We start from the raw sequence: 19,735 nt of genomic DNA on the forward strand, positions 1-19,735 counted from the left end.
TTACCACCGGTGGCCCTACCGCCTACGTTGTGGCCCATCGCCTGGCGCCCGACCACTCACTGGGCAGGCTCTTGCACAGCCTCACCCGATCAAGGAACTGGAGCTTTGATGGCGTTCCCGCCGGCCACCGTGCGTGGCGACTGCGTGTCGGCCTTCGAGCACATGGCTCGTGAGCACCCCGACCGCACCGCCGTGATCGACAACAATGCGACGATCACCTACCGCGATCTGCAAACGGCGGTCGAGCTCCGCACGACAACGTTGCTCGAAGCCGGGCTCCGCCCCGGATACCGGGTGACCCTGGTCGCCGAGAGCTCGGCGGAGTACCTGATGACCGCCCTCGCCGTGTGGCGCGCCGGTGGCGTCCTCGTCACCGTCTACCCCTCATCGGGCTCGGGCGACATGCGGTACGCCATCGAGACGAGCGACCCCTCGCTGATCGTCGTCTCCGCAGGAGTCGATCGCGAGGCCGTCGAGGCCGGAGCGCCCGGAACGCCCGTCGTGGACATCGTGTCCTTCGGCGTCGGCGGAGTCCGTCACGACCGCTCCCCCAACCCCGAGAACCTGCGGGAGCCACTGTCCCTGATCTGCTTCTCCTCGGGCACGACCAGCCGACCGAAAGCGATCATGGTGTCCGCCACCGCGGTCTTCAACTGCGCGGACACCTACGGTGAGGTCTGGCACCTCTCCCCCGACGACAGGGCGATCATCTGCCTGCCGATGGCATGGCTGTACGGCCTCGCGAGCACCTCGCTCGCGGTGCTCCTCCGCGGCGGCACCGTCATCGTCGTACGGCGGGCACGTCCGGAGTTCATCGCTCCGGCGATCGAGCGACACCGGGCCACGTTCGTGGCCGGCGTCACAGCCACGTTCGCCAAGCTCGTCCAGCATGCGGGAGATCCGGCCCCGGGTACGCGCACGTTCGGGTCGCTCCGTCTGTGCATCTCGGGGGGCGAACCGCGCAACGAGGCGGTGTTCGACCGCTGGACGGCCCTGACCGGCGTCTCGGTGCTCGACGCGTACTGCGCATCGGAGTGCCTTCCCCTCGTCACCTACGACCCCTCCACGGACCCGGCCCCCAGGCCTGGCTCGGCCGGGAAGCTGGTTCCCCGCGCCCGGCTCAGGATCCTCGGCCCCGAGGGAGCCGAAGTCCCGCCCGGCGAGGTCGGCGAGGCGTATTCGAGCGGCCCCGGCCTGATGCTGGGGTACTGGCGGGACGAGCAGCTGACACGCGAGGCGCTCACCGACGACGGCTGGTACCGGACGAAGGACCTGGTCAGGGTCGACGAGGACGGTTACGTGTACGTCGTCGGGCGGCTGTCGGACCTCATCATCCGCGGGGGCACCAACATCTCCCCCTCGGAGATCGAGCGCGTCCTCAACGAGCACGAGGCGGTCGGCGAGGCCGCCGTCGTGGGCCTGCCCGACGAGATCTACGGCCAGCGCGTGGTCGCCGCGATCGTGCCCAGTACCGCCTCGGGCGTGGACGAGGCCGAACTCAGGGCGTACTGCAAGACGCGGCTGTCCTCCTACAAGGTGCCCAGCGCGTTCGTCGTGGTCGACGCCCTCCCGGTCAACGCGACCACCGGAAAGCTCAACCGGAAAGACGTCGCCGCGTTGCTCGCTGACGTGAGCTGAACAGCATGACACAGGAGCCTCGGAAGAAGGATCTTTCATGAAGCACGACGGCTACGACTACATCATCGTCGGCGGCGGTTCGGCCGGTTGTGTGCTCGCCAACCGTCTGACCGCCGACGGCCAGCACCGGGTCCTGGTCCTGGAGGCCGGTCGGCGGCACTCCAGATTCGACTACCCCGTGCGGGTACCGGCCGCTTTCCTCTTCGTCATGGGCCACAAGCTCTACGACTGGCAGTACGAGTCCGAGCCCGAGCCCGAGCTCGGCAACAGGAGGATCGCGCACTACCGGGGCAAGCTCATGGGCGGCTCCAGCTCCATGAACGGCATGTTCTTCCAGCGCGCCAACCCCCTGGTCTACGAGGGCTGGGCTGCGGCTCCGGGCATGGAGACCTGGAGCTATGCCCACACCCTGCCCTACTTCAAGCGTCTCGAACGCCTCGTCGGCAGTGATCCGCGCGATGTCTACCGCGGCCATTCCGGCCCCATTCCGGTCCACCGGCACCAGGCCCAGAACCCGCTGTTCGGCGCGCTCTTCGAAGCCGCGCGCCAGGCCGGTCACGAAGTGGTCGACGACGTCAACGGCTACCGCCAGGAGGGGTTCGCGCCCTTCGACTGCAACATCGAGAACGGCGAGCGTTACGACGCGGCCCGCACGTACTTCGCGCCGGTCCGCGACCGGAAGAACCTGGACGTGATGACCGGCGCGCTCGTCAGCCGTGTCGTCTTCAAAGGCAAGCGCGCGGTGGGCGTCGAACTCGCCTCGCGGCGGGACGGCAGGACGGTCGTCCACGGCAAGGAGATCATCCTCTGCGGCGGAGCGTTCAACTCGCCCCAGCTCCTGCAGCTCTCCGGTGTGGGAAACGGCAAGGAGCTGAGCCGACTCGGCATCGACGTGGTCGAGGACCTGCCCGGGGTCGGCGAGAACATGCAGGACCACCTCGAGGCGTTCGTCATGTACGCCTGTAGGCAGCCGGTCTCGATGGCCGGCATCCTCAAGATGAAGTCATGGCCGGGCATCGGGGCCAAGTGGCTGCTCAAGCGTGAGGGCCCTGCCGCCACCAACCACTTCGAGGCCGGCGGATTCGTCCGCTCCAACGACGACGTGCCGATGCCGAACCAGATGCTGACGATGCTCGCCCTGGGCGTGCGCAATGACGGTACGCCCGCGCCGACGGAGCACGCCTACCAGATCAACCTCGGACCGCAGACGCCCCAGTCGAAGGGCCATGTGAAGCTGCGCGCCAACGACCCCCTCCAGGCCCCGGTCCTCACCTTCAACTATCTGTCGACCGAACAGGACCGCCAAGACTGGGTCGACGGTGTCCGCGTCACGCGCGATCTGCTGAACCAGCCGGCGTTCGCGCCGTTCAACGGCGGCGAACTCTCACCAGGACCCGACGTCAGGACCGACAAGGAGATCCTCGCCTGGGTGGCCCGCGACGCCGAAACGACGTACCACCCCTGCGGCACGGCCAAGATGGGCACCGACGACCAGGCCGTGGTCGATCCGCAGACCATGCGGGTGCACGGTCTGGACGGGATCCGCGTCGTGGACGCCTCGGTGATGCCCATCATTCCCAACGCGAATCTCTACGCCCCGGTCATGATGATCGCCGAGAAGGCCGCGGACCTGATCCTGGGCAAGGAGCCGCTGGCTCCCGAACACGTCGACTTCTACCGCCACGAGAAGGTTTCCTGATGCAGACCGATGTGACCGAAAGCCTCGGCATCGAACTCCCCCTCTTCGCCTTCTCCCACTGCCGTGACGTCGTCGCGGCCGTCACGAAGGCCGGAGGCATGGGCGTGCTCGGCGCCGCATGGATGACTCCCGAAGAACTCGACATGTCGATCGAGTGGCTGGAGAGGGAGGTCGACGGCAAGCCCTTCGGCGTGGACCTGGTCTTCCCCGGCACGGCGATGGACGACGAGAGGACTCCCGAGGAGTACCTGGCCTCGATCCCGGACCGCTACCTGGCGTTCGTGAAGGACATGCTGGACGGCGGCGGGCTGAACGACCTCACTCCCGAGGACCGCGACGCCTACATGGTCGAGAACGCCAGGAAGATGGCGATGACCAACAGGAAGAGCCGTGACCAGCTCGATGTGACGCTGGCCCGCAGCTCGGTGAGCCTGGTCGTCGGCGCCCTCGGTGTCACACCAGACTGGGTGGTGAAGGCGGCGCACGCCCGGAACGTCCAGGTCGGGGCCCTCGTCGGCACCGCCCGGCACGCGGTCAAGCAGCGCGAGGCGGGGGTCGACCTCATCGTCGCGCAGGGCACGGAAGCGGGCGGCAGCGTCGGCACCGTGGCGTCGATGGTGCTGTGGCCGCAGGTCGTGGAGGCGGCGGCGGGCGTTCCGGTGCTGGCCGCCGGCGGTGTGTCCCGCGGCTCGCACCTCCTCGCCGCGCTGTCCCTGGGCTGTCAGGGCGTGTGGACCGGGTCGCTGTGGCTCGGCACCGCGGAGAGCGAACTCAGCCTGGAGATGCGGGAGAAGCTCTTCGCCGCCGAGTCGGAGGACGCCCTTCTGGCCCGCGTCATGACCGGCAAGCCGGGGCGGATGCTGCGTACGAAATACATCGACGCCTGGCAGGCTCCGACCGCTCCCGCCCCACTGTCCTGGCCGATGCAGTCGATCCTGAACGGCTACTCCTACAAGCGGGCCGAGCACGCACGCGACCTCGACTACTGGACCTACGCCGTCGGCCAGGTGGTCGGCGACATGAAGGGCCACACCACCGTCAAGTCCGAGATCACACGGCTGCTCAACGAGTACGTCGACGCACTCGATCGTCTCCAGCAGGTCACGGACGTCAGCTAGTCCGACGCGACTACCGCCGCATACGACAGAGGCAGCAGGAGGAAGCAATGGCAGGCGTGACGATCGAGTACGACGTGCCGGTCCCGATGCGCGACGGTGTCGTGCTGAGGGCGGACGTCTACCGTCCGGAAGGACCGGGACCGTGGCCTGTCATCGTCTCTCGGACGCCGTACGACAAGACGGACAACTACGAGCTGCAATTCCTGGACCCCCTGCTGGCGGCGCGGCGCGGGCTCATCGCCGTAGTCCAGGACGTACGAGGGCGGTTCGCCTCCGAGGGGGAGTTCGTGCCGCTCGTGAACGAGGCCGCCGACGGCGCCGACACCATCGAGTGGGCCGCGCAACTGCCCGGCTCCAGCGGCGCGGTGGGCATGTGGGGCATCAGCTATCTGGGCAACGTGCAGTGGCAGGCGGCGGGCCTCGATCCCACGGCGCTCAAGGCGATCGCACCCTCGCTGACCTTCCGCGAAACCGACAACGGCCTGGCGTTCCGTGGTGGTGCTCATGAGCTCGGCCTCGTGCGCAGCTGGGCGCTGATGATGGGCTTCGACGTCCTGACTCGTCGCCATGCCGGCAACGACGAGGAACTGAAGAAGCAGGTGGCCGCGCTCGCCGCCGCCTTCGACGGCATCCCCGGGCCGACGTATCAGGAACTCCCCACCGGCAAGGACCCCCTCGTCGCCCGATGGGACCTGCCAAACCTCGCGGACCAGGCGACCATGGCCGCCGGTGACGTGCCTGCGCACCAGGAGAATGTCACGGTGCCCAGCCTGCATGTGGCCGGCTGGTACGACGTTTTCGTCCAGGCCACGATCGACAACTACACGGCCGCGGCGCGACGGCCGGGGGCCAGACTGGTGGTCGGGCCCTGGAACCACCTCGCCCTGACCGGGATGCAGGGCGACATCAACTTCGGCATCGAGGGGAGCGGCGCCGCCATCGACGTTCTCGGCCTGACCTTCGACTGGCTGCGCACGTGTCTGACCACGGGCGAGGCCCCGGACGACGACCTGCCCGTGCAGCTCTACGTCATGGGCGCGGGCGAATGGCGTTCCGAGCCGGAGTGGCCGCTCAGCCGCGCCGTCGACACCCGCTTCCACCTCGGCCCCGATGCCAGGCTGACCACCGACGGCCAGCCCGCCCCGGCAACGCTCACCTTCACGTACGACCCACGGAACCCCGTGCCGACCGTCGGCGGCGCCACCGTCATGCCGTATCCGCCGCCGGGTTCCTTCGACCAGCGCGTGGCGGAGAAGCGCGACGACGTCCTCGTCTTCACCACGGACGTACTCGCCGAGGACATCGAGGTGACGGGGCGGATCACCGCGTCCCTGACGGTGGCCACCGACGGCCCCACGACCGACTGGGTCGTGCGCCTGTGCGACGTCCACCCGGACGGCCGCTCCTACAACGTCGTCGACGGCATCACCCGCGTCGAGGCCGTCCCCGGCGAGGCGTCCGCCGTCGAGGTCGACCTGTGGTCAACGAGCATGCTGTTCAAGAGGGGACATCGCATCCGCGTGCAGGTGACCTCCAGTTGCTTCCCGCGCTGGGACCGCAACCTGAACACCGCCGACGGTCTGCGCACCGGCGAGATGCGGGTGGCGTCCCAGACGCTCCATGTCGGCGGAGATGCCCGGTCGTTCGTCACGCTTCCCATCGTCTGACGGGGTCGGCAGACACGACACAATCGAGGCTCCCGAGCCGTTGAGTAGGGCGTTGACGTTGACGTCTCAACTCATCGGCGCGGGAGCCTCGTCGGTTCACCGGGACAGATCGTCCAGAAGCCGGGGCGGCCGGGTTGTCACGCTCACCTCCGGGACCTCATCCGTCCACTTCTCGACCTGCACCAGCGCGTGCTGTGCCGTCGTGGCCTGGGACAGGCTCGACGCCGGCCGGTCCGCGGTCAGCACGTTCGGGTTGCCATGGCGGCAGAATGACGGGTCGTCACGATCAGGGTCGTACCAGGCGCCCGCCGAGAGCTGGACCACGCCGCGCCGGACCGCGTCCGACACCACCAGGCCCGCCAGGCAACTCCCGCGCTCGTTGTGGAGCCGCACGACATCGCCGTCCGCCAAGCCACGAGCTGCCGCGTCCTCCGGATGCATCCGGAGCGGCTCCCGCCCCGCGACCTTCGCCTTCTGGCTCGTGTCGCCGACGTCGAGCTGACTGTGCAACCGGGTCTTGGGCTGATTCGCGATCAGGTGCAAGTGGTGGGCCCCGGCACTGCCGAGCCATTCGTCCGGCGCGATCCAGACGGGGTGGCCGGGGCAGTCGGCGTATCCGAACCCGGCGATGGTCGACGAGTAGATCTCAATCTTTCCGCTGGCCGTGGGCAGCGGGCTCGAGTCGGGGTCACGACGGAACTCCGAGAACAACACCTGATCCTTGTCGATGACGGGGATCGGGATGTTCTCGCTCCCCCAGAACGTGCCGAAGTCGACGACCTCGATGTCGCGCGCCGCGAGCCTGCTCCGCCACCCGTCGTACAGGTGCCGGAGCCATCCCATGACATCTCGGCCTTCGGTGAAGCTCTCTCCTCGGCCGAGCCTTTCCGCGAGGGCGGAGAAGATCGCGTAGTCGTCCCGGGCCTCACCGGCCGGCTCCGTGAGGGCCGGCATCGGGAAGAAGGCCGGGTCGTTGCGGCCGGCACCGTAGTCGTCGCGCTCCATGGTCATTGTGGCGGGAAGCACGATGTCGGCATGCCGTGCCGTGCTGGTCCAGAACTGCTCGTGGACGACGACGGTGGCGGGCTTCGTGAACGCCCGGCGCAGGCGAGCGAGGTCCTGGTGATGGTGGAAGGGGTTTCCTCCCGCCCAGTAGATCAACTCGATCTTCGGAAGAGTGATGCGCCGCCCGTCGAAATCGATCTCGCGGCCCGGCGTCAGCAACATGTCCGAGATCCTCGCCACCGGGATCCCCGAGATCTCGGCATTGCGTCCCTGCGGGAGCGAGGGAGCACTGGCCACCCGCTTGGGGAGCCCCACCTCGGCCGTCGCGCCGTAGCCGTGCTGGAAGCCACCGCCCGGTAGTCCGATCTGTCCGAGCATCGCCGCCAGGGTCACCCCGAGCCAGATGGGCTGCTCTCCGTGCTGCTGGCGCTGAAGGGACCAGCTCAGGTTGATCATTGTCCGCGACGCCGCCATTTCACGGGCGAGGCGGACGATCCGATCGGCGGGGACGGTGGTCAGACGCTCCGCCCAGGAGGGATTCTTCGGGACGCCGTCTACCGTTCCGCGCAGGTACGGCAGGAACTGATCGAAGCCGACGCAGTGTGTGGAGAGGAAAGCACGGTCAGCGAGGTCCTCGGCGTCCAGAACGAACGCGAGGGCCAGCATCAGGGCGGCGTCGCTGCCGGGCAGGGGCGCGATCCACTCGGCCTTGGCCTCGGCGTACGTGTCGTCCGCGATCGGCGAGATGTCGATGAAGCGGCATCCTCGGGCCACCGCCCGCCGGATCGCATCCCGGGCAGGATGCCGGCCGATCCCGCCGGAGTTGATGCCGCTGTTCTTCTCGGACAGGCCACCGAAGGAGAGGAACAGGTCGGTGGTTCGGCTGATCACGTCCCAGGAAGTGGCACCCGCCATGATGGCGCCGGCGTTGCCCACCACGTGCGGGAGCAGGATCCCGGAGGCGCCGTAGCTGTAGTCGCTCCATCCGGCGACGTATCCGCCGAGGGTGTTGAGGAACCGGTGGATCTGGCTCTGAGCGTGATGGAACCGGCCCGCACTGGCCCAGCCGTACGATCCCCCGTACACCGCGGACGGACCGTGCTCGGCATAGACGCGCCCGAGTTCGCCGCTCAGCAGGTCGATGGCCCGTTCCCACGACACCTCGACGAAGGCTTCGGTGCCGCGGCCCGCGCCGCTGCCGGGGCCGTTCTCCAGCCAGCCGAGTCGGACGGCGGGCCGGAGCACCCGCGTCGGGTGGTGCTGGGAGGACGCCACGTTGTGGATGAGGTCGCGCGGATCAGGATCGCCTGACCACGGCCGGACGGAGCTCAGCGACCGTCCGTCCGTCTCCGCTTCGAAAGCTCCCCAGTGGGTCAGATGCGTCGGCATGATCACGCTCCGTTGTCACGGCCTCTGGCCCTTCAGCCTAGGCGTGCGCGCGAGGCGGCTGACACTGGTGAAAAGCCGAGGGCCAGGCTCATGGCTGGTGCACCTTCCGAGAGCATGTTGACACGTCATCCAGTAGTGTTCGGGTGAGTGACCTTCGGTATTTCCGGATGTGGGACGACCGGCTTCCACCTCGGCCCCGCGGGCAGAAAGGACGGGCTCTGACGTGACTGCCCTCATGGACGTCTTGTCGAGGATCGAGGCGGCCGGCGTGTCCGTGGAGACCTCGGGGCACCAGCTCGCCGCGTATTCCTACGACGCGTCCAATTACCGCGTTCCACCGCTGGCCGTCGTCTTCCCGAGTAGCGTCGACGAAGTCGTCGCTGTCGTGCAGGCATGTGCGGCCACCGGTACGCCGTTGGTCGGCCGGGGCGGGGGTACGTCCATGGCCGGCAACGCGATCGGTCCGGGCGTCGTGCTGGACTTCTCCCGCCACATGAACCAGATCCACACGATCGACGAGACGTCCGGCACCGCCGATGTCGATGCCGGCGTCGTGCTCTCGGTACTCAGCCGCGCGGTGGAGCGCGCCACCGAAGGTGCGCTGACCTTCGCACCCGACCCCTCGTCGAAGACCCGTGCAACCGTCGGGGGCGCGGTCGGGAACGACGCGTGCGGAAACCACTCCGTGCGGTATGGGCGGACGTCGGACCATGTGGTCGAACTCGACGTTGTCACCTCGGACGGCGTGCGGCTCACGGCCGTGGCCGGCGGACTGCGTGCGACTGACCCCGAGGACGCGCAAGCGGTGGCCAGAGCCTTCGAGCTGAGCGAACAGCTCAAGGAACTCGCGCAGGCCAACCTCGCCCCCTTCCGCACGGAGCTGGGGCGCATCCAGCGGCAGGTGTCCGGCTACCACCTCTCCCACCTGCTGCCCGAAAAGGGCTTCGACATCGCCCGGGCACTCGTCGGCTCGGAGGGAACCTGCGCCCTCGTGGTACGGGCTCGGATGAGGCTCGTACCGAAGGCTCCGAGCGCGCTCCTGGTGTGCCTGGGCTATGCGGACATCGTCGACGCCGCACGGGACATCCCCACCATCCTGGAGTTCTCGCCCGCCGCCGTGGAAGGCATCGACGAGGTCATCGTGGACACGATGCGGCTACGCCGCGGCGCGGACTCCGTCCTCGGCATGCCCAAGGGCAAGGCGTTCCTCTACGTCGACCTCGACGGCGAACGGCCGGAGGCCGTGGCCGCCAATGCCGCTGCGCTGCTCGAACGGCTGAAGGCGGGCGGACGCCTGGTCGACGGACGCGCGGTTCCTGATCCTCACGAGCGGGCCACGCTGTGGCGAGTGCGCGAGGACGGCGCCGGCCTGTCCTCGCGACCGGCGTCCGGCGGGGAGTCCTGGCCCGGGTGGGAGGACTCCGCCGTAGCGCCGGAACATCTCGCCGACTATCTGACCGACTTCCGCCGGCTCCTGGACGAGCGCGGGCTGAAGGGCATCATGTACGGGCACTTCGGCGCCGGGTGCATGCACATCCGCATCACCTACGACCTGCGCACCGACGCTGGCCGGAAGGTGTATCGGGACTTCACCGCGGCCGCGGCCGAACTGGTCGTACGACACGGCGGGTCGCTCTCCGGCGAACACGGCGACGGGCGGGCCAGGTCCGAGTTCCTCCCGATCATGTACAGCCCGTCCGTGCTCACCGCCTTCGAGGCCTACCGCGGCATCTGGGACGGCTCGGGACTGCTCAACCCCGGGTCGATCACCGCGCCTGACCCGATCGACGCGAACCTCGCGCTCGCCGGCGTCCCCGACCGCGAGTGGCGCACCCACTTCACGCTCAGCCCCGTCGACGCCGAGGAGGCCGGGACGGACCCCTGGGTCCACGCGGTGCAGGGTTGCATCGGCGTGGGACGGTGCCGTGCGGACTCCGGCGGCGTCATGTGCCCGAGCTTCCGGGCCACGGGTGACGAGAAGGACTCCACCCGCGGCCGTGCCCGCGTGCTGCAGGACATGGTCCGGGGCGCGCGGAGCGTGGGGGAGGGATGGCGGTCGGAGGATGTCCGCGCGGCTCTCGACCTCTGTCTGGCGTGCAAGGCGTGCTCGCACGACTGCCCCGCGGGCGTCGACATGGCAACGTACAAGGCCGAGTTCTACTCCCACTACTACGCGGGGCGTCTGCGGCCCATGTCGCACTTCTCGCTCGGCTGGCTGCCGCGCTGGCTCAGGCTCACGGGACTGGTCAGCCCTCTGGTCAACGGGGTGCTCGCCTCACCGCTCGGCAAGGTCGTGGCCCGGGCCGGGGGCATGACGACCGAACGGGCGCTGCCCCGGTTCTCCTCGCGGCGCAGGCTCCGCAAGGAGTTGGCGGGCTTCGCCGGCGACGCGAAGGGTGCCGATGCCGTCCTGTTCGTCGACTCCTTCACGAAGGGGTTCCGGCCGGAAGTGGCCGGTGCCGCCGCCCGGGTCGCGGCCGGCGCCGGCCGCCAGGTCACCTGCGAGACCGACGCGTGCTGCGGGCTGACCTGGATCTCGACGGGCCAGCTCGACACCGCCAAGAAGGTGCTGTCGAGGACCGTCTCGAAGCTCGACGACGGTACGGACACGCCCATCGTCGTCATCGAGCCGAGCTGCGCGGCCGCGCTGAAGCAAGAGGCCCCGGAACTCCTGGGCACACAGGCGGCCGAGCGGGTGTCGTCCCGGATCCGCAGCTTCGCGGAAGCCGTGCTGGAGTGGGTCGACGACGGTTGGCAGCCGCCGACCGTGCCGTCGACGGTCACCGTGCAGACCCACTGCCACGAGTACTCGGCCTTCGGTGCCGCCGTCCAGCGCAAGACGCTCGCGGCACTGGGCGTCGCCCAGGTCGACGAGGCCACGGGATGCTGCGGCGTCGCGGGCACCTTCGGTTTCGAGTCCGAGCACTACGACGTCTCCATGAAGGTCGCCCAACAGGCTCTCGCCCCTGCCCTGAAACGGGCCGCACCGGGCACACCGGTCCTCGCCGACGGGTTCAGCTGTTCCATGCAGGTCAGTCAACTCGCCCCCGACCGGCAGAGCTTGCATCTGGCCGAACTCCTCGATCCGAGGGCGGTTGGAGACTGAAGTGAATTCCGGGCCGCGTCTGCCTGACGGGGCAGCGAACCTGGCGCTCGCCGCCGCCCAGTATTTCCTGCGCAGCGCTTCTTCTTGCAGGATCATGTCGTGGAGGAAGTCCGATCCTGGCTCCACCGAACGCTTCGGACATGGCAGATGCCCAGCCCACTGAGGTCGGTGAAGAGTTCGCGCGGCTTCGGGCTCTCGTCGAACGAGATCTGTTTCATGGCGCACCTCCTTACGGAAGCGCTCGTCGTCCACGCAGCTCCAGATCAGCCCCAGTCGCGGGCTTGCTCTGCGGTGATCCGGTCGCCGAGGAGCGACATACCCATCGCTCGCGCCCGACCGGCGTGCCGAGCCAGCGCCCAGGTGACACCTATATCGGGCACGATTCCAGCGATGTCATCTGCGGTACCAGGAAGTAGGCCGAGCGGGTGGCCACGGTGACGTCCGCGAGCAGGGCCAGCCCGACCGGGCACCGCCCGCGCAGAGACCGCTGACGGCGGCCACCACCGGCACAGGCGTCTCCTGGATCGACGCGCACATGAGGTCGACGCTGCGGGCCATACAATCGGCCACCTCCCCGGCCAGGTCCTTCCCCTGGGAATCGAGGTCGGCAAGGTCGAGGCCAGCAGAGAACGCACGGCCGGTGCGGGTGATGACCAGCACCCTGGTCGCCGGATCGTGGCCGAGCGACTCGATCGCATCCCGGACCCGGTCCATCAGCTCCCAGCTCAACGCATTGAGCCGCTCGGGGCGGTCGAGCGTGATGGTGGCGACACCGTCGTCGAGGCTGGTGCGGAGCATGGCCGTCAGATCACGAACCCGCCGCCGCAGACCAGGGTCTGTCCGCTGACGTAGTCCGACTCTGGGATGCAGAACAGGTACACCGCGTTGGAGGCGTCCGCGGTAGTACCGGCGCGCCCGAGCGGAATCGTGCGCTCCATGGCGTCCAGCAGCTGGGCATTGACACCGACCTTGATCTTCCGGCCCTGTACGTCGATCGTACCGTCACCGTCCGCCGGGGTGTCCGTGAGTCGGGTCTTGATCAGCCCGAACGCCACTGCGTTGACCGTGACGTTGTAGCGGCCCCACTCCTTGGCCATGGTCCTGGTCAGGCCGGTGACACCGGCCTTCGCCGCCGCGTAATTCGCCTGACCGGCGTTGCCGCCGAGCCCAGCGATCGACGAGATGTTGACGACCTTGCGACACGGCACCGGCTCACCGGCCTCACGGGCCCGCTTGACAGCGGCTGAGATCACCGGCTGCGCGGCCCGCAGGATCCGGAACGGCGCCTTGAGGTGCACGTCGAGGATCGCGTCCCACTGCTCGTCGGTCATCTTCTGGATGACGGAATCCCAGGTGTAGCCAGCGTTGTTCACGATGACGTCCAGTCCGCCGAAGTTCCCCACGGCCGTCTGCACGAAATGCTCGGCGAAGCCCTCGTCGGTGACGCTGCCGATGCAGGCGATGGCCCGCCCGCCGCCGGCCTCGATCGCGGCCACCGTCTCCTTGGCGGGCTCCGCGTCGAGGTCGTTGACGACCACGGACGCACCGTCACCAGCCAGCTTGAGGGCGGTCTCCCGCCCGATACCCCGGCCCGATCCGGACACTACGGCGACTTTGCCCTCCAGCTTTCCCATGGGGGTCACGTTCCTTTCAGTCGAGTGCGACGACAGCGTCGCCGAGGAGGGTGATGGTGCCGTCGTCGAGTGCGACGGTCAGCGCGAGCGTGGCGAGGCCGTCCTCGACCGACGCCACGCTCGCGGTGCGGGTCGGGCGGCCGAGCACGGGGGTGACGGCGGCGAAGCCACCTGGTAACAGCGGCCTCAACCGGCGGGGACTGGCAACGGTCGTCTCGATCGCCTCACGGCGCGCTGTGGGAGCCGGTCATCAGGGCGGCGAGGTCCTCCGGCTGGAGGAACGACGGCGGGGGAGGCGGCCCCCAGCTGTAGAGACCCTTGAGTCCTTCGAACATCCCCGGCTTCCAGACCTGGTCGTCGAGGACGCAGTCGAGGTCGCTGTAGTACTCGGAGAAGTTGCCCGCGGGGTCCCTCAGGTACCAGAAGAAGTTCGACCCGACGTGATGACGGCCCAGGCCCCAGATGTGCCGTTCGGGATTGTCTTCCAGCATGGCCGTGGCCCCGCGGCCCACCTCGTCGACGTCGTCGACCTGCCACGCGGTGTGGTGCAGGAAGTTCAGCGGGGACTGCTGGACGAGGAAGTTGTGGTGGTCGGTCGAGCAGCGCAGAAAGGCGGCGAGGCCCTTGGCCTCGTCGGTGACCTTGAAGCCGAGTCCCTCGGTGAAGAACCGCTGGGTGCCCTCCTTGTCCACGGAACCGACCACGATGTGCCCGAGCTTGCGCGGCCGGACCGGTCCCTCCCGCAGGATGCCGGGGGCCCGGGTGTTGGGGCGTTCCGCTCGACCGGTCCAGTTGTACGGGGTCGGAGGCTGTTCCGATTGGACGAGCCGCGGCATGACCCGCAGCGTGACGTCGAAGCCGCCGACGGGCTCCCGGACCGAAAGCGTGTCTGCGCTCTTGGAGACCGTGAGGTCGAGCTTCGTCAGGGACTCCGTCGTGCGGCCGAGGTCGTCCTCGTCGTCAATGCCGACTTCGATGGCGAGGAGTTGGCGGGTGGGTGTGTGGCGCAGGATGAGCTGTTCACCGCCGTCCTGGGTGGCGAACCGGCCGGGTGCGATCTCGGTGAGACCGAAGTCCGCGTAGTAGGCGGTGGTTTCGGCGACGTTGGGCACCCCTATGGTGACCGACGCCATGCGGTGAAGGGCCATGTTCCGTTCCTCGTGGACTCGTCGTTGAGCAGAGAGGTAGCACGATTGAGTGGGAGCGCGGAGGATTGAGCGCCCGGGTCAGGCGAAGCAGCGCTGGCGAATCTCTCCGATCCCCTCGATGCGGCTGACCACCATGTCGCCGGCCGACAGGAACCTGGGAGGGGTCCGGGCCATGCCGACGCCGCTGGGAGTGCCGGTGAAGATCAGGTCTCCGGGGAGCAGCGGGCATACCGCGGACAGCCGGGCTATCAGCTCGCGAACCGGGAAGATCATCGAAGAGGTGCGGGCCTTCTGGACCTCTTCGCCGTTGATCGTGCAGCTGATCTCCAGATCGTCCGGGTCGTCGAATTCGTCCGGAGTGACCAGCCACGGACCGATGGGGCCGAAGCCCGGGAAGGATTTACCCAGCGAGAACTGCGGGACCGGACCCGTGAGCTGCACCTTCCGCTCGGAAAAGTCCTGCCCGACGGTCAGCCCGGCGACGTAGTCCCAGGCCTCCTCCTCCTTGACGTGATGTGCCGGCCGACCGATAACCACGACTAGCTCCACCTCCCAGTCCACTGAGCCGCTCGGCAGCAGGAGCTCCCCGTGCGGGCCGGTGATGCAGGTCGGAAACTTCGTGAACGTCGGCGGTGCCTCGGGGAGCGCCACCCCCGACTCCTTGGCGTGATCGTTGTAGTTCAGCCCGATCGCGAAGACCTGCCGGGGCGCCGGAACGGGAGGCCCGAGGGTGTCGGGAGCGACGACGGCGTCGGCCGTTCCCCCGGACACGGGGACCCTGTCGGCGGCCCACTCGCGGAACTCGTCCCATCGCTCGTAGACGGCTTGAGGATCGGGCAAGAACCGATGATCACTGAGTTGGGCGACGTCGGCCGCGTTGCCGTCCGCGGTGAGGACGGTAAGACGTTGAGCCACGGATGCCACGCGCATGTTTGCTCCTGGAGCCACATCGACCGGTGCTGTCTACCATCAACATCCGCTGAGCTTTTCGGCATGTCAATACGTTTTCGAAATTCCATTGGGGTTTCGACATCGCCTGGACTCTGCTTTACTTCAGCACATGCTCAGTGACGCACCGACGAAGGCCGGCCGGTCCGGAGCGCCGACGAGGGCGGAGAAGGTCTACGCCGAGCTCCGCAGCGACATACTCAACGGCCGCATCGGTCCCGGAGACCGGTTGCCATTCGCCCAGCTCGGCGAGCGGTACCAGGCAAGCACCGGCGTACTCCGGGAGGTCCTTCCCAGACTCGTCGAGCAGGGCCTGGTGACTTCCGAACGACAGTTCGGATTCCGTGTCATGCCGGTGTCCGAGGTGGACCTGCGCCATCTCACCGAGCTCAGGGTCACCATCGAGTCCCAGGCCCTGCGACAGTCCGTCGAACAGGGCGACCTCGCGTGGCAGTCACGCCTTGTGGCGGCCCATCACACCCTTGCCGCCACTCCGATGGCCGACCTGTCAGGCGCCATCAACGAGAACTGGCTGGAAGTCCACGCCCGGTTCCACGCGACGCTCAACGAGGCATGCCCGAACGGCCGACTCCGTGGGCTCGCCGACTCCCTACGGGCCGTCTCCGAGGTCTACCGCTGCTGGTCGGGCGTCGCCACCGGCGGTGCGGGCCGGGACGTCACGGGCGAACACGGCCGGATTCTTGACGCCGCCCTCGCCGGCGACGCCGATCGAGCCGTAGCGGAACTCACCGCGCACATCCAGCGCACGACGGACGCGCTGCTGGCATCCCGCGGTGCGACTGCTCCCGACGGGAGCACGATCCCTGGAGAAAATGGCCCCTAGAGAAACACGAGGAGCGTCATGGCAGATGTGCGAGCTCCGCCCAGCGCCATAGTCACCGACCGGGTCATACCCCCGGTGCCGCCCGATTCCCCAGCCCGGCTCGACTACGTCGAACACGCCGTCCGGGCAGCCGGCCCGAGCGTCGGCCACCAGCCGACCGTCCGCAACGGCGTCACCGCCCCCCTCGCCGCGGCCGGCGCCAGCTCCGTCCGGACCTCCTCCGGCCAGCATTTCGCCGGAGCCGGTCGCACTGATCACTGCGGGCTGCGCTCAGGGGCGAGGAACCACACCACCTACAGCGCGTTCCGCGAGGTCGCCCGCGTGACCCGCACTGTGCAGCTGCTGCGCCATCTCTCGGATGCCCCGCTGCACGAGCGTTCGCCACAGAGATCGCCTGCGGCGTCCTGAAGCTCTCGGACAGCAACGCACCGAGATAGTTGGCCAACCACAGACCTACTGCAACGCTCTAGGTGAGTCATCACCTAATGCAGCGAAAAATAATGATTTATCACCATCAGGTCGCGACACGCGACCCTCACCCAAGGAGCCCCCTATGAGCCATGCCTTCGATCCAGAGCTCGTCCCGATCACGGAGATGCTCCCCCACCTCCCGTACAACGACCCCCCGGCGTTCCGCCAGCAGGCCGCCGAGTTCTCCGCGAGCATGCTGCCGCGCCCCGAGACGGCCGTTCCCGTGGAGGTACGGGATGTGGCGGTGCCGGGCCCCGCGGGCGCACCGGACGTACCGGTAAGGATCTACATCCCCAAGAGTGGCCAGGGAGCATCCGGCGCGTTCATCTATATCCATGGCGGCGGCTGGATCGGTGGCGACGTCGCCGGCAATGACGGCCTCACGTACACCCTGGCCGCAGAGACGGGGGCCGTCGTACTGTCCGTGGAGTACCGCCTGGCCCCAGAGAACCCCTTCCCTGCCGCCCCCGAGGACTGCTACGCGGCCTTCCTCTGGACGGTCGAGAACGCCGCGGAACTGGGCATCGACCCCGAGCGGATCGCGATCGGCGGCGACAGCGCTGGCGCCAACCTCTCAGCCGGCGTGAGCCTGATGGCCCGCGATCGGGGCGGGCCGACACCATGCTTCCAGCTCCTGCGCGTTCCAGCCTTCGACGACCGCCTCGACACCCGGTCCGTCGCCGAACTCAACGACACGCCGATCCTCGGCGGGACCGACCTGCCGTTCGTCTGGGACTTCTACCTGGGCGGCCCCGGGCGTCGCGGTGGCCCCGATGTCTCCCCCTACGCTGCACCGGCCCGCGCCGAGGACCTGACCGGCCTCCCGCCCGCCTACATCTGCGTCGCCGAGTTCGACCCGCTGCGCGACGAAGCCATCGCATACGCCCAGCGACTCCTCAACGCCGGCGTACCCACCGAACTCCACCTCGTCCCCGGCACCTTCCACGGTTCCCACGCCATCCCCGGGCCGAAGATCAACGCGCTGGTGAACGCCGAGGCGGTCACTGTCATCCAACGCGCCCTGAAGATCGAGCAATAACCGCGGCAAGCGCGGAGGTCAGGCGGCTTCCCCAGGTTCGACGGCGCCGCTCCGACGGCGGCGCCGTCCACCGCCGCCTCGCGGCCCGCACCGTCTGGGTACGCCGCATTCCCGGCACCTGAGTGCAAGGCTCGCTCCGGCAGGCACCGCCCACGCCGACCGCCTCCCGAGGCGACGCGACCGCGACCGATCTTGCGCAGCCCGAGCGCAGGCGAATACTTGGCTAGCCACCTGTTTCCTGTTAAGTTAGTTATGTGTCCAGCCACCTAAATGGGTGGCGCCATGAGAGGAGCCATCATGAAAGCCATCCTGTTCGACCGTTTCGGAGGCCCGGAAGTGCTGCACGAGGCGGACATCGAGGTCCCGCAGCCCGGCCCCGGGCAGATCCGCGTCCGCGTCAAGGCGGCCGGGCTGAACGCGCTGGACGGCAAGGTCCGCTCCGGAGCCATGGAGGCCGTGTTCCCCACCACGCTCCCCTCCGTCCCCGGTCACGAGCTCGCCGGCGTGGTGGACGCCTTGGGTGAAGGAGTGCGGGACGTGCAGGTGGGCGATGAGGTGGTGGGCTGGTCGGACACCGGTTCGTACGCCCAGTACGCGCTGGCCACCACCGTGGCCCCCAAGCCCGCCGGCCTCGACTGGCAGCACGCGGTCGCGCTGCCGGTGGCCGCCGAGACGGCCGAGCGGGTCCTGGACCTGCTGGACGTCGCGGCCGGGGAGACCGTGCTGATGCACGGCGCGGCCGGAGCGGTCGGCACCCTGGCGGTCCAGCTCGCCACGGCCCGCGGAGCACGCGTCATCGGCACCGCCGGCCCCGCCAACCAGGACTACCTCACCTCGCTCGGCGCCACCGCGACCCTCTACGGCGAGGGCCTGGTCGAGCGGGTCCGGGCACTCGCCCCCGACGGCGTGGACGCCGTGTTCGACCTGGCCGGAAAGGGCGCCCTGGAGGACTCCATCACCCTGCGCGGCGGCACCGAGCGCATCGTCACCATCGCCGACCTCAGCGCGCACCAGCTCGGCATCACCTTCTCCAGCGGTGGCCAGGACCGCTCCGCCGCCCGCCTGGCCGCGCTGGCCCAGGACGCCGCGACCGGCAAGCTCGTCACCACCGTCAACGCCTACCCGCTCGATCAGGCCGCCACGGCCCAGCAGGTCAGCGGCGCCGGGCATGTCCGAGGCAAGATCGTCCTCACCGTCGACTGATCACGCCCCGCTCGCCAACCCGGAACTGGTCGAGCGGCTACGCCCTGACGCGCCGCCGAACACCCGCGACCCGGCGACCTTCTACGGCGGCGGAGTGGCCGGCTACACCGACTCCCCACACGAACCATCTGAGGAACCGAACCATGCCCGCCACACACCGCACCCCGTCTACGGCCAGCGAGGGGCCGATGAGTTACGCGATCTTCCAGCTCGCCCGCGCCCACCGCGCCCGCGCCGGCGTCATGCTCCGCGAGATGGACCTGCATCCCGGACAGGAACTGCTGCTCATGCAACTCCTCGACCGGGACGGCCAGACCCAGTCCGAACTGCTCGAAAGCGTCGGCCTGGACCACTCCACCGTGTCCAAGTCCCTGCGCCGCATGCAGGACGCCGGCCTGCTCGTCCGCGAGCCGGCCGAACACGACCGGCGGGTCATGGTCGTCCACCTCACCGACAAGGGCCGTGCCATGCGCGAGCCCATCGCGGCCATGTGGCGGGCCCTGGAGGAATCCTCCGCGCAGAACCTGTCGGCGCAGCAGGCAGAGTCCTTCGTCCGCATGGCCTACGCCATAGCCGACGCGATCAACAGCCCCGCTCTTCCTCAGGAAGAGTCCAGCTAACTCCCCTGTTTACCCCCGTCTTGGCGCCCTCTATGTGACATACAGGCGAGCATGCGGACATAGTATTGCAAATTGCTTCAGGTAGGCCGAAATCATTCAGGGAAAGGCAACAGTCTGGCGGTGACCCGCGCGAGCTGATCCGCCTACCACGGGCCCCCCTTTGAGAGACCCAGACCGACGACGCCCACATCGCGGCCCCTGCCCCA

At 68.6% G+C, this 19,735-nt stretch carries 18 protein-coding genes; 10 read left to right on the forward strand and 8 right to left on the reverse strand.

Annotated features, from left to right (window positions below):
• Positions 1-108 precede the first annotated feature (108 nt).
• The 4 genes from ACFYXF_RS47855 to ACFYXF_RS47870 are packed head-to-tail and all read left to right on the forward strand — an operon-like array spanning position 109 to position 6,122.
• The gene (locus tag ACFYXF_RS47855) at positions 109-1,638 is read left to right on the forward strand and encodes a class I adenylate-forming enzyme family protein (RefSeq protein ID WP_389359918.1); all 1,530 of its coding nucleotides are present in this window, start codon (positions 109-111) and stop codon (positions 1,636-1,638) included.
• A gap of 37 nt (positions 1,639-1,675) precedes the next feature.
• Entirely contained in the window at positions 1,676-3,337 is a 1,662-nt protein-coding gene (locus tag ACFYXF_RS47860) for a choline dehydrogenase (protein WP_389359920.1), read from the forward strand.
• Positions 3,337-4,455 carry a nitronate monooxygenase gene (locus ACFYXF_RS47865; RefSeq protein WP_389359922.1) on the forward strand — a complete coding sequence of 373 codons (1,119 nt, stop codon included), beginning with the start codon at positions 3,337-3,339 and terminating at the stop codon, positions 4,453-4,455. The genes ACFYXF_RS47860 and ACFYXF_RS47865 overlap by 1 nt, the downstream gene beginning before the upstream one ends.
• Positions 4,456-4,502: 47 nt before the next feature.
• Positions 4,503-6,122 (forward strand): CocE/NonD family hydrolase, encoded by a 1,620-nt coding sequence (locus ACFYXF_RS47870; protein WP_389359924.1) that lies wholly within the window; start codon positions 4,503-4,505, stop codon positions 6,120-6,122.
• Positions 6,123-6,218: 96 nt separating this feature from the next.
• On the opposite strand, the gene ACFYXF_RS47875 is transcribed toward ACFYXF_RS47870, so the two are convergent.
• Positions 6,219-8,516 (reverse strand): molybdopterin-dependent oxidoreductase, encoded by a 2,298-nt coding sequence (locus ACFYXF_RS47875; RefSeq protein ID WP_389359926.1) that lies wholly within the window; start codon positions 8,514-8,516, stop codon positions 6,219-6,221.
• Between the two features lie 223 nt (positions 8,517-8,739).
• Between ACFYXF_RS47875 and ACFYXF_RS47880 the strand changes: the two genes are divergently transcribed.
• Positions 8,740-11,622: an FAD-binding and (Fe-S)-binding domain-containing protein gene (locus ACFYXF_RS47880; protein WP_389359928.1), complete on the forward strand. Its 2,883-nt coding sequence runs from the start codon at positions 8,740-8,742 to the stop codon at positions 11,620-11,622.
• A gap of 92 nt (positions 11,623-11,714) precedes the next feature.
• Here the strand turns inward: ACFYXF_RS47880 and ACFYXF_RS47885 are convergent, their stop codons facing one another.
• The 7 genes from ACFYXF_RS47885 to ACFYXF_RS47915 form a co-directional block, all read right to left on the reverse strand.
• Positions 11,715-11,840: a hypothetical protein gene (locus ACFYXF_RS47885; RefSeq protein ID WP_389359930.1), complete on the reverse strand. Its 126-nt coding sequence runs from the start codon at positions 11,838-11,840 to the stop codon at positions 11,715-11,717.
• 45 nt (positions 11,841-11,885) lie between these two features.
• A complete protein-coding gene (locus tag ACFYXF_RS47890) occupies positions 11,886-12,092 on the reverse strand; it encodes an enoyl-CoA hydratase-related protein (RefSeq protein WP_389359932.1) in 207 nt (68 codons plus the stop codon).
• A complete protein-coding gene (locus ACFYXF_RS47895; RefSeq protein WP_389359934.1) occupies positions 12,016-12,420 on the reverse strand; it encodes an enoyl-CoA hydratase/isomerase family protein in 405 nt (134 codons plus the stop codon). The genes ACFYXF_RS47890 and ACFYXF_RS47895 overlap by 77 nt, the downstream gene beginning before the upstream one ends.
• Positions 12,421-12,425: 5 nt before the next feature.
• Positions 12,426-13,256 (reverse strand): SDR family NAD(P)-dependent oxidoreductase, encoded by an 831-nt coding sequence (locus ACFYXF_RS47900; protein WP_389359937.1) that lies wholly within the window; start codon positions 13,254-13,256, stop codon positions 12,426-12,428.
• Positions 13,257-13,272: 16 nt separating this feature from the next.
• The gene (locus ACFYXF_RS47905; protein WP_389359939.1) at positions 13,273-13,446 is read right to left on the reverse strand and encodes a hypothetical protein; all 174 of its coding nucleotides are present in this window, start codon (positions 13,444-13,446) and stop codon (positions 13,273-13,275) included.
• Positions 13,447-13,480: 34 nt separating this feature from the next.
• Entirely contained in the window at positions 13,481-14,404 is a 924-nt protein-coding gene (locus tag ACFYXF_RS47910) for a VOC family protein (protein WP_389359941.1), read from the reverse strand.
• 78 nt (positions 14,405-14,482) lie between these two features.
• Positions 14,483-15,334 carry a fumarylacetoacetate hydrolase family protein gene (locus tag ACFYXF_RS47915; protein ID WP_389359943.1) on the reverse strand — a complete coding sequence of 284 codons (852 nt, stop codon included), beginning with the start codon at positions 15,332-15,334 and terminating at the stop codon, positions 14,483-14,485.
• A 130-nt stretch (positions 15,335-15,464) separates the two neighbouring features.
• Here ACFYXF_RS47915 and ACFYXF_RS47920 point away from each other — a divergent pair, with 130 nt between their 5' ends.
• The 5 genes from ACFYXF_RS47920 (at position 15,465) to ACFYXF_RS47940 (ending at position 19,529) form a co-directional block, all read left to right on the forward strand.
• Positions 15,465-16,196 (forward strand): GntR family transcriptional regulator, encoded by a 732-nt coding sequence (locus tag ACFYXF_RS47920; protein ID WP_389359945.1) that lies wholly within the window; start codon positions 15,465-15,467, stop codon positions 16,194-16,196.
• 18 nt (positions 16,197-16,214) lie between these two features.
• Entirely contained in the window at positions 16,215-16,604 is a 390-nt protein-coding gene (locus tag ACFYXF_RS47925; RefSeq protein ID WP_389359947.1) for a hypothetical protein, read from the forward strand.
• 145 nt (positions 16,605-16,749) lie between these two features.
• The gene (locus ACFYXF_RS47930; RefSeq protein WP_389359949.1) at positions 16,750-17,706 is read left to right on the forward strand and encodes an alpha/beta hydrolase; all 957 of its coding nucleotides are present in this window, start codon (positions 16,750-16,752) and stop codon (positions 17,704-17,706) included.
• A gap of 297 nt (positions 17,707-18,003) precedes the next feature.
• Positions 18,004-18,909, forward strand: coding sequence for an NADP-dependent oxidoreductase (locus tag ACFYXF_RS47935; protein WP_389359951.1), 906 nt, complete (start codon positions 18,004-18,006; stop codon positions 18,907-18,909).
• 143 nt (positions 18,910-19,052) lie between these two features.
• Positions 19,053-19,529: a MarR family winged helix-turn-helix transcriptional regulator gene (locus tag ACFYXF_RS47940; protein ID WP_389359953.1), complete on the forward strand. Its 477-nt coding sequence runs from the start codon at positions 19,053-19,055 to the stop codon at positions 19,527-19,529.
• Positions 19,530-19,735 lie beyond the last annotated feature (206 nt).

This window comes from Streptomyces sp. NPDC002680 (assembly GCF_042889145.1).
GTDB lineage: Bacteria > Actinomycetota > Actinomycetes > Streptomycetales > Streptomycetaceae > Streptomyces > Streptomyces adonidis.

Bases quoted from the DNA above. Each gene is read 5' to 3' on its own strand.
- ACFYXF_RS47855 (WP_389359918.1), top strand. From the start codon at position 109: ATGGCGTTCCCGCCGGCCACCGTGCGTGGCGACTGCGTGTCGGCCTTC.
- ACFYXF_RS47860 (WP_389359920.1), top strand. From the start codon at position 1,676: ATGAAGCACGACGGCTACGACTACATCATCGTCGGCGGCGGTTCGGCC.
- ACFYXF_RS47865 (WP_389359922.1), top strand. From the start codon at position 3,337: ATGCAGACCGATGTGACCGAAAGCCTCGGCATCGAACTCCCCCTCTTC.
- ACFYXF_RS47870 (WP_389359924.1), top strand. From the start codon at position 4,503: ATGGCAGGCGTGACGATCGAGTACGACGTGCCGGTCCCGATGCGCGAC.
- ACFYXF_RS47875 (WP_389359926.1), bottom strand. From the start codon at position 8,516: ATGCCGACGCATCTGACCCACTGGGGAGCTTTCGAAGCGGAGACGGAC.
- ACFYXF_RS47885 (WP_389359930.1), bottom strand. From the start codon at position 11,840: ATGAAACAGATCTCGTTCGACGAGAGCCCGAAGCCGCGCGAACTCTTC.
- ACFYXF_RS47895 (WP_389359934.1), bottom strand. From the start codon at position 12,420: ATGCTCCGCACCAGCCTCGACGACGGTGTCGCCACCATCACGCTCGAC.
- ACFYXF_RS47900 (WP_389359937.1), bottom strand. From the start codon at position 13,256: ATGGGAAAGCTGGAGGGCAAAGTCGCCGTAGTGTCCGGATCGGGCCGG.
- ACFYXF_RS47910 (WP_389359941.1), bottom strand. From the start codon at position 14,404: ATGGCCCTTCACCGCATGGCGTCGGTCACCATAGGGGTGCCCAACGTC.
- ACFYXF_RS47915 (WP_389359943.1), bottom strand. From the start codon at position 15,334: ATGCGCGTGGCATCCGTGGCTCAACGTCTTACCGTCCTCACCGCGGAC.
- ACFYXF_RS47920 (WP_389359945.1), top strand. From the start codon at position 15,465: ATGCTCAGTGACGCACCGACGAAGGCCGGCCGGTCCGGAGCGCCGACG.
- ACFYXF_RS47925 (WP_389359947.1), top strand. From the start codon at position 16,215: ATGGCAGATGTGCGAGCTCCGCCCAGCGCCATAGTCACCGACCGGGTC.
- ACFYXF_RS47930 (WP_389359949.1), top strand. From the start codon at position 16,750: ATGAGCCATGCCTTCGATCCAGAGCTCGTCCCGATCACGGAGATGCTC.
- ACFYXF_RS47935 (WP_389359951.1), top strand. From the start codon at position 18,004: ATGAAAGCCATCCTGTTCGACCGTTTCGGAGGCCCGGAAGTGCTGCAC.
- ACFYXF_RS47940 (WP_389359953.1), top strand. From the start codon at position 19,053: ATGCCCGCCACACACCGCACCCCGTCTACGGCCAGCGAGGGGCCGATG.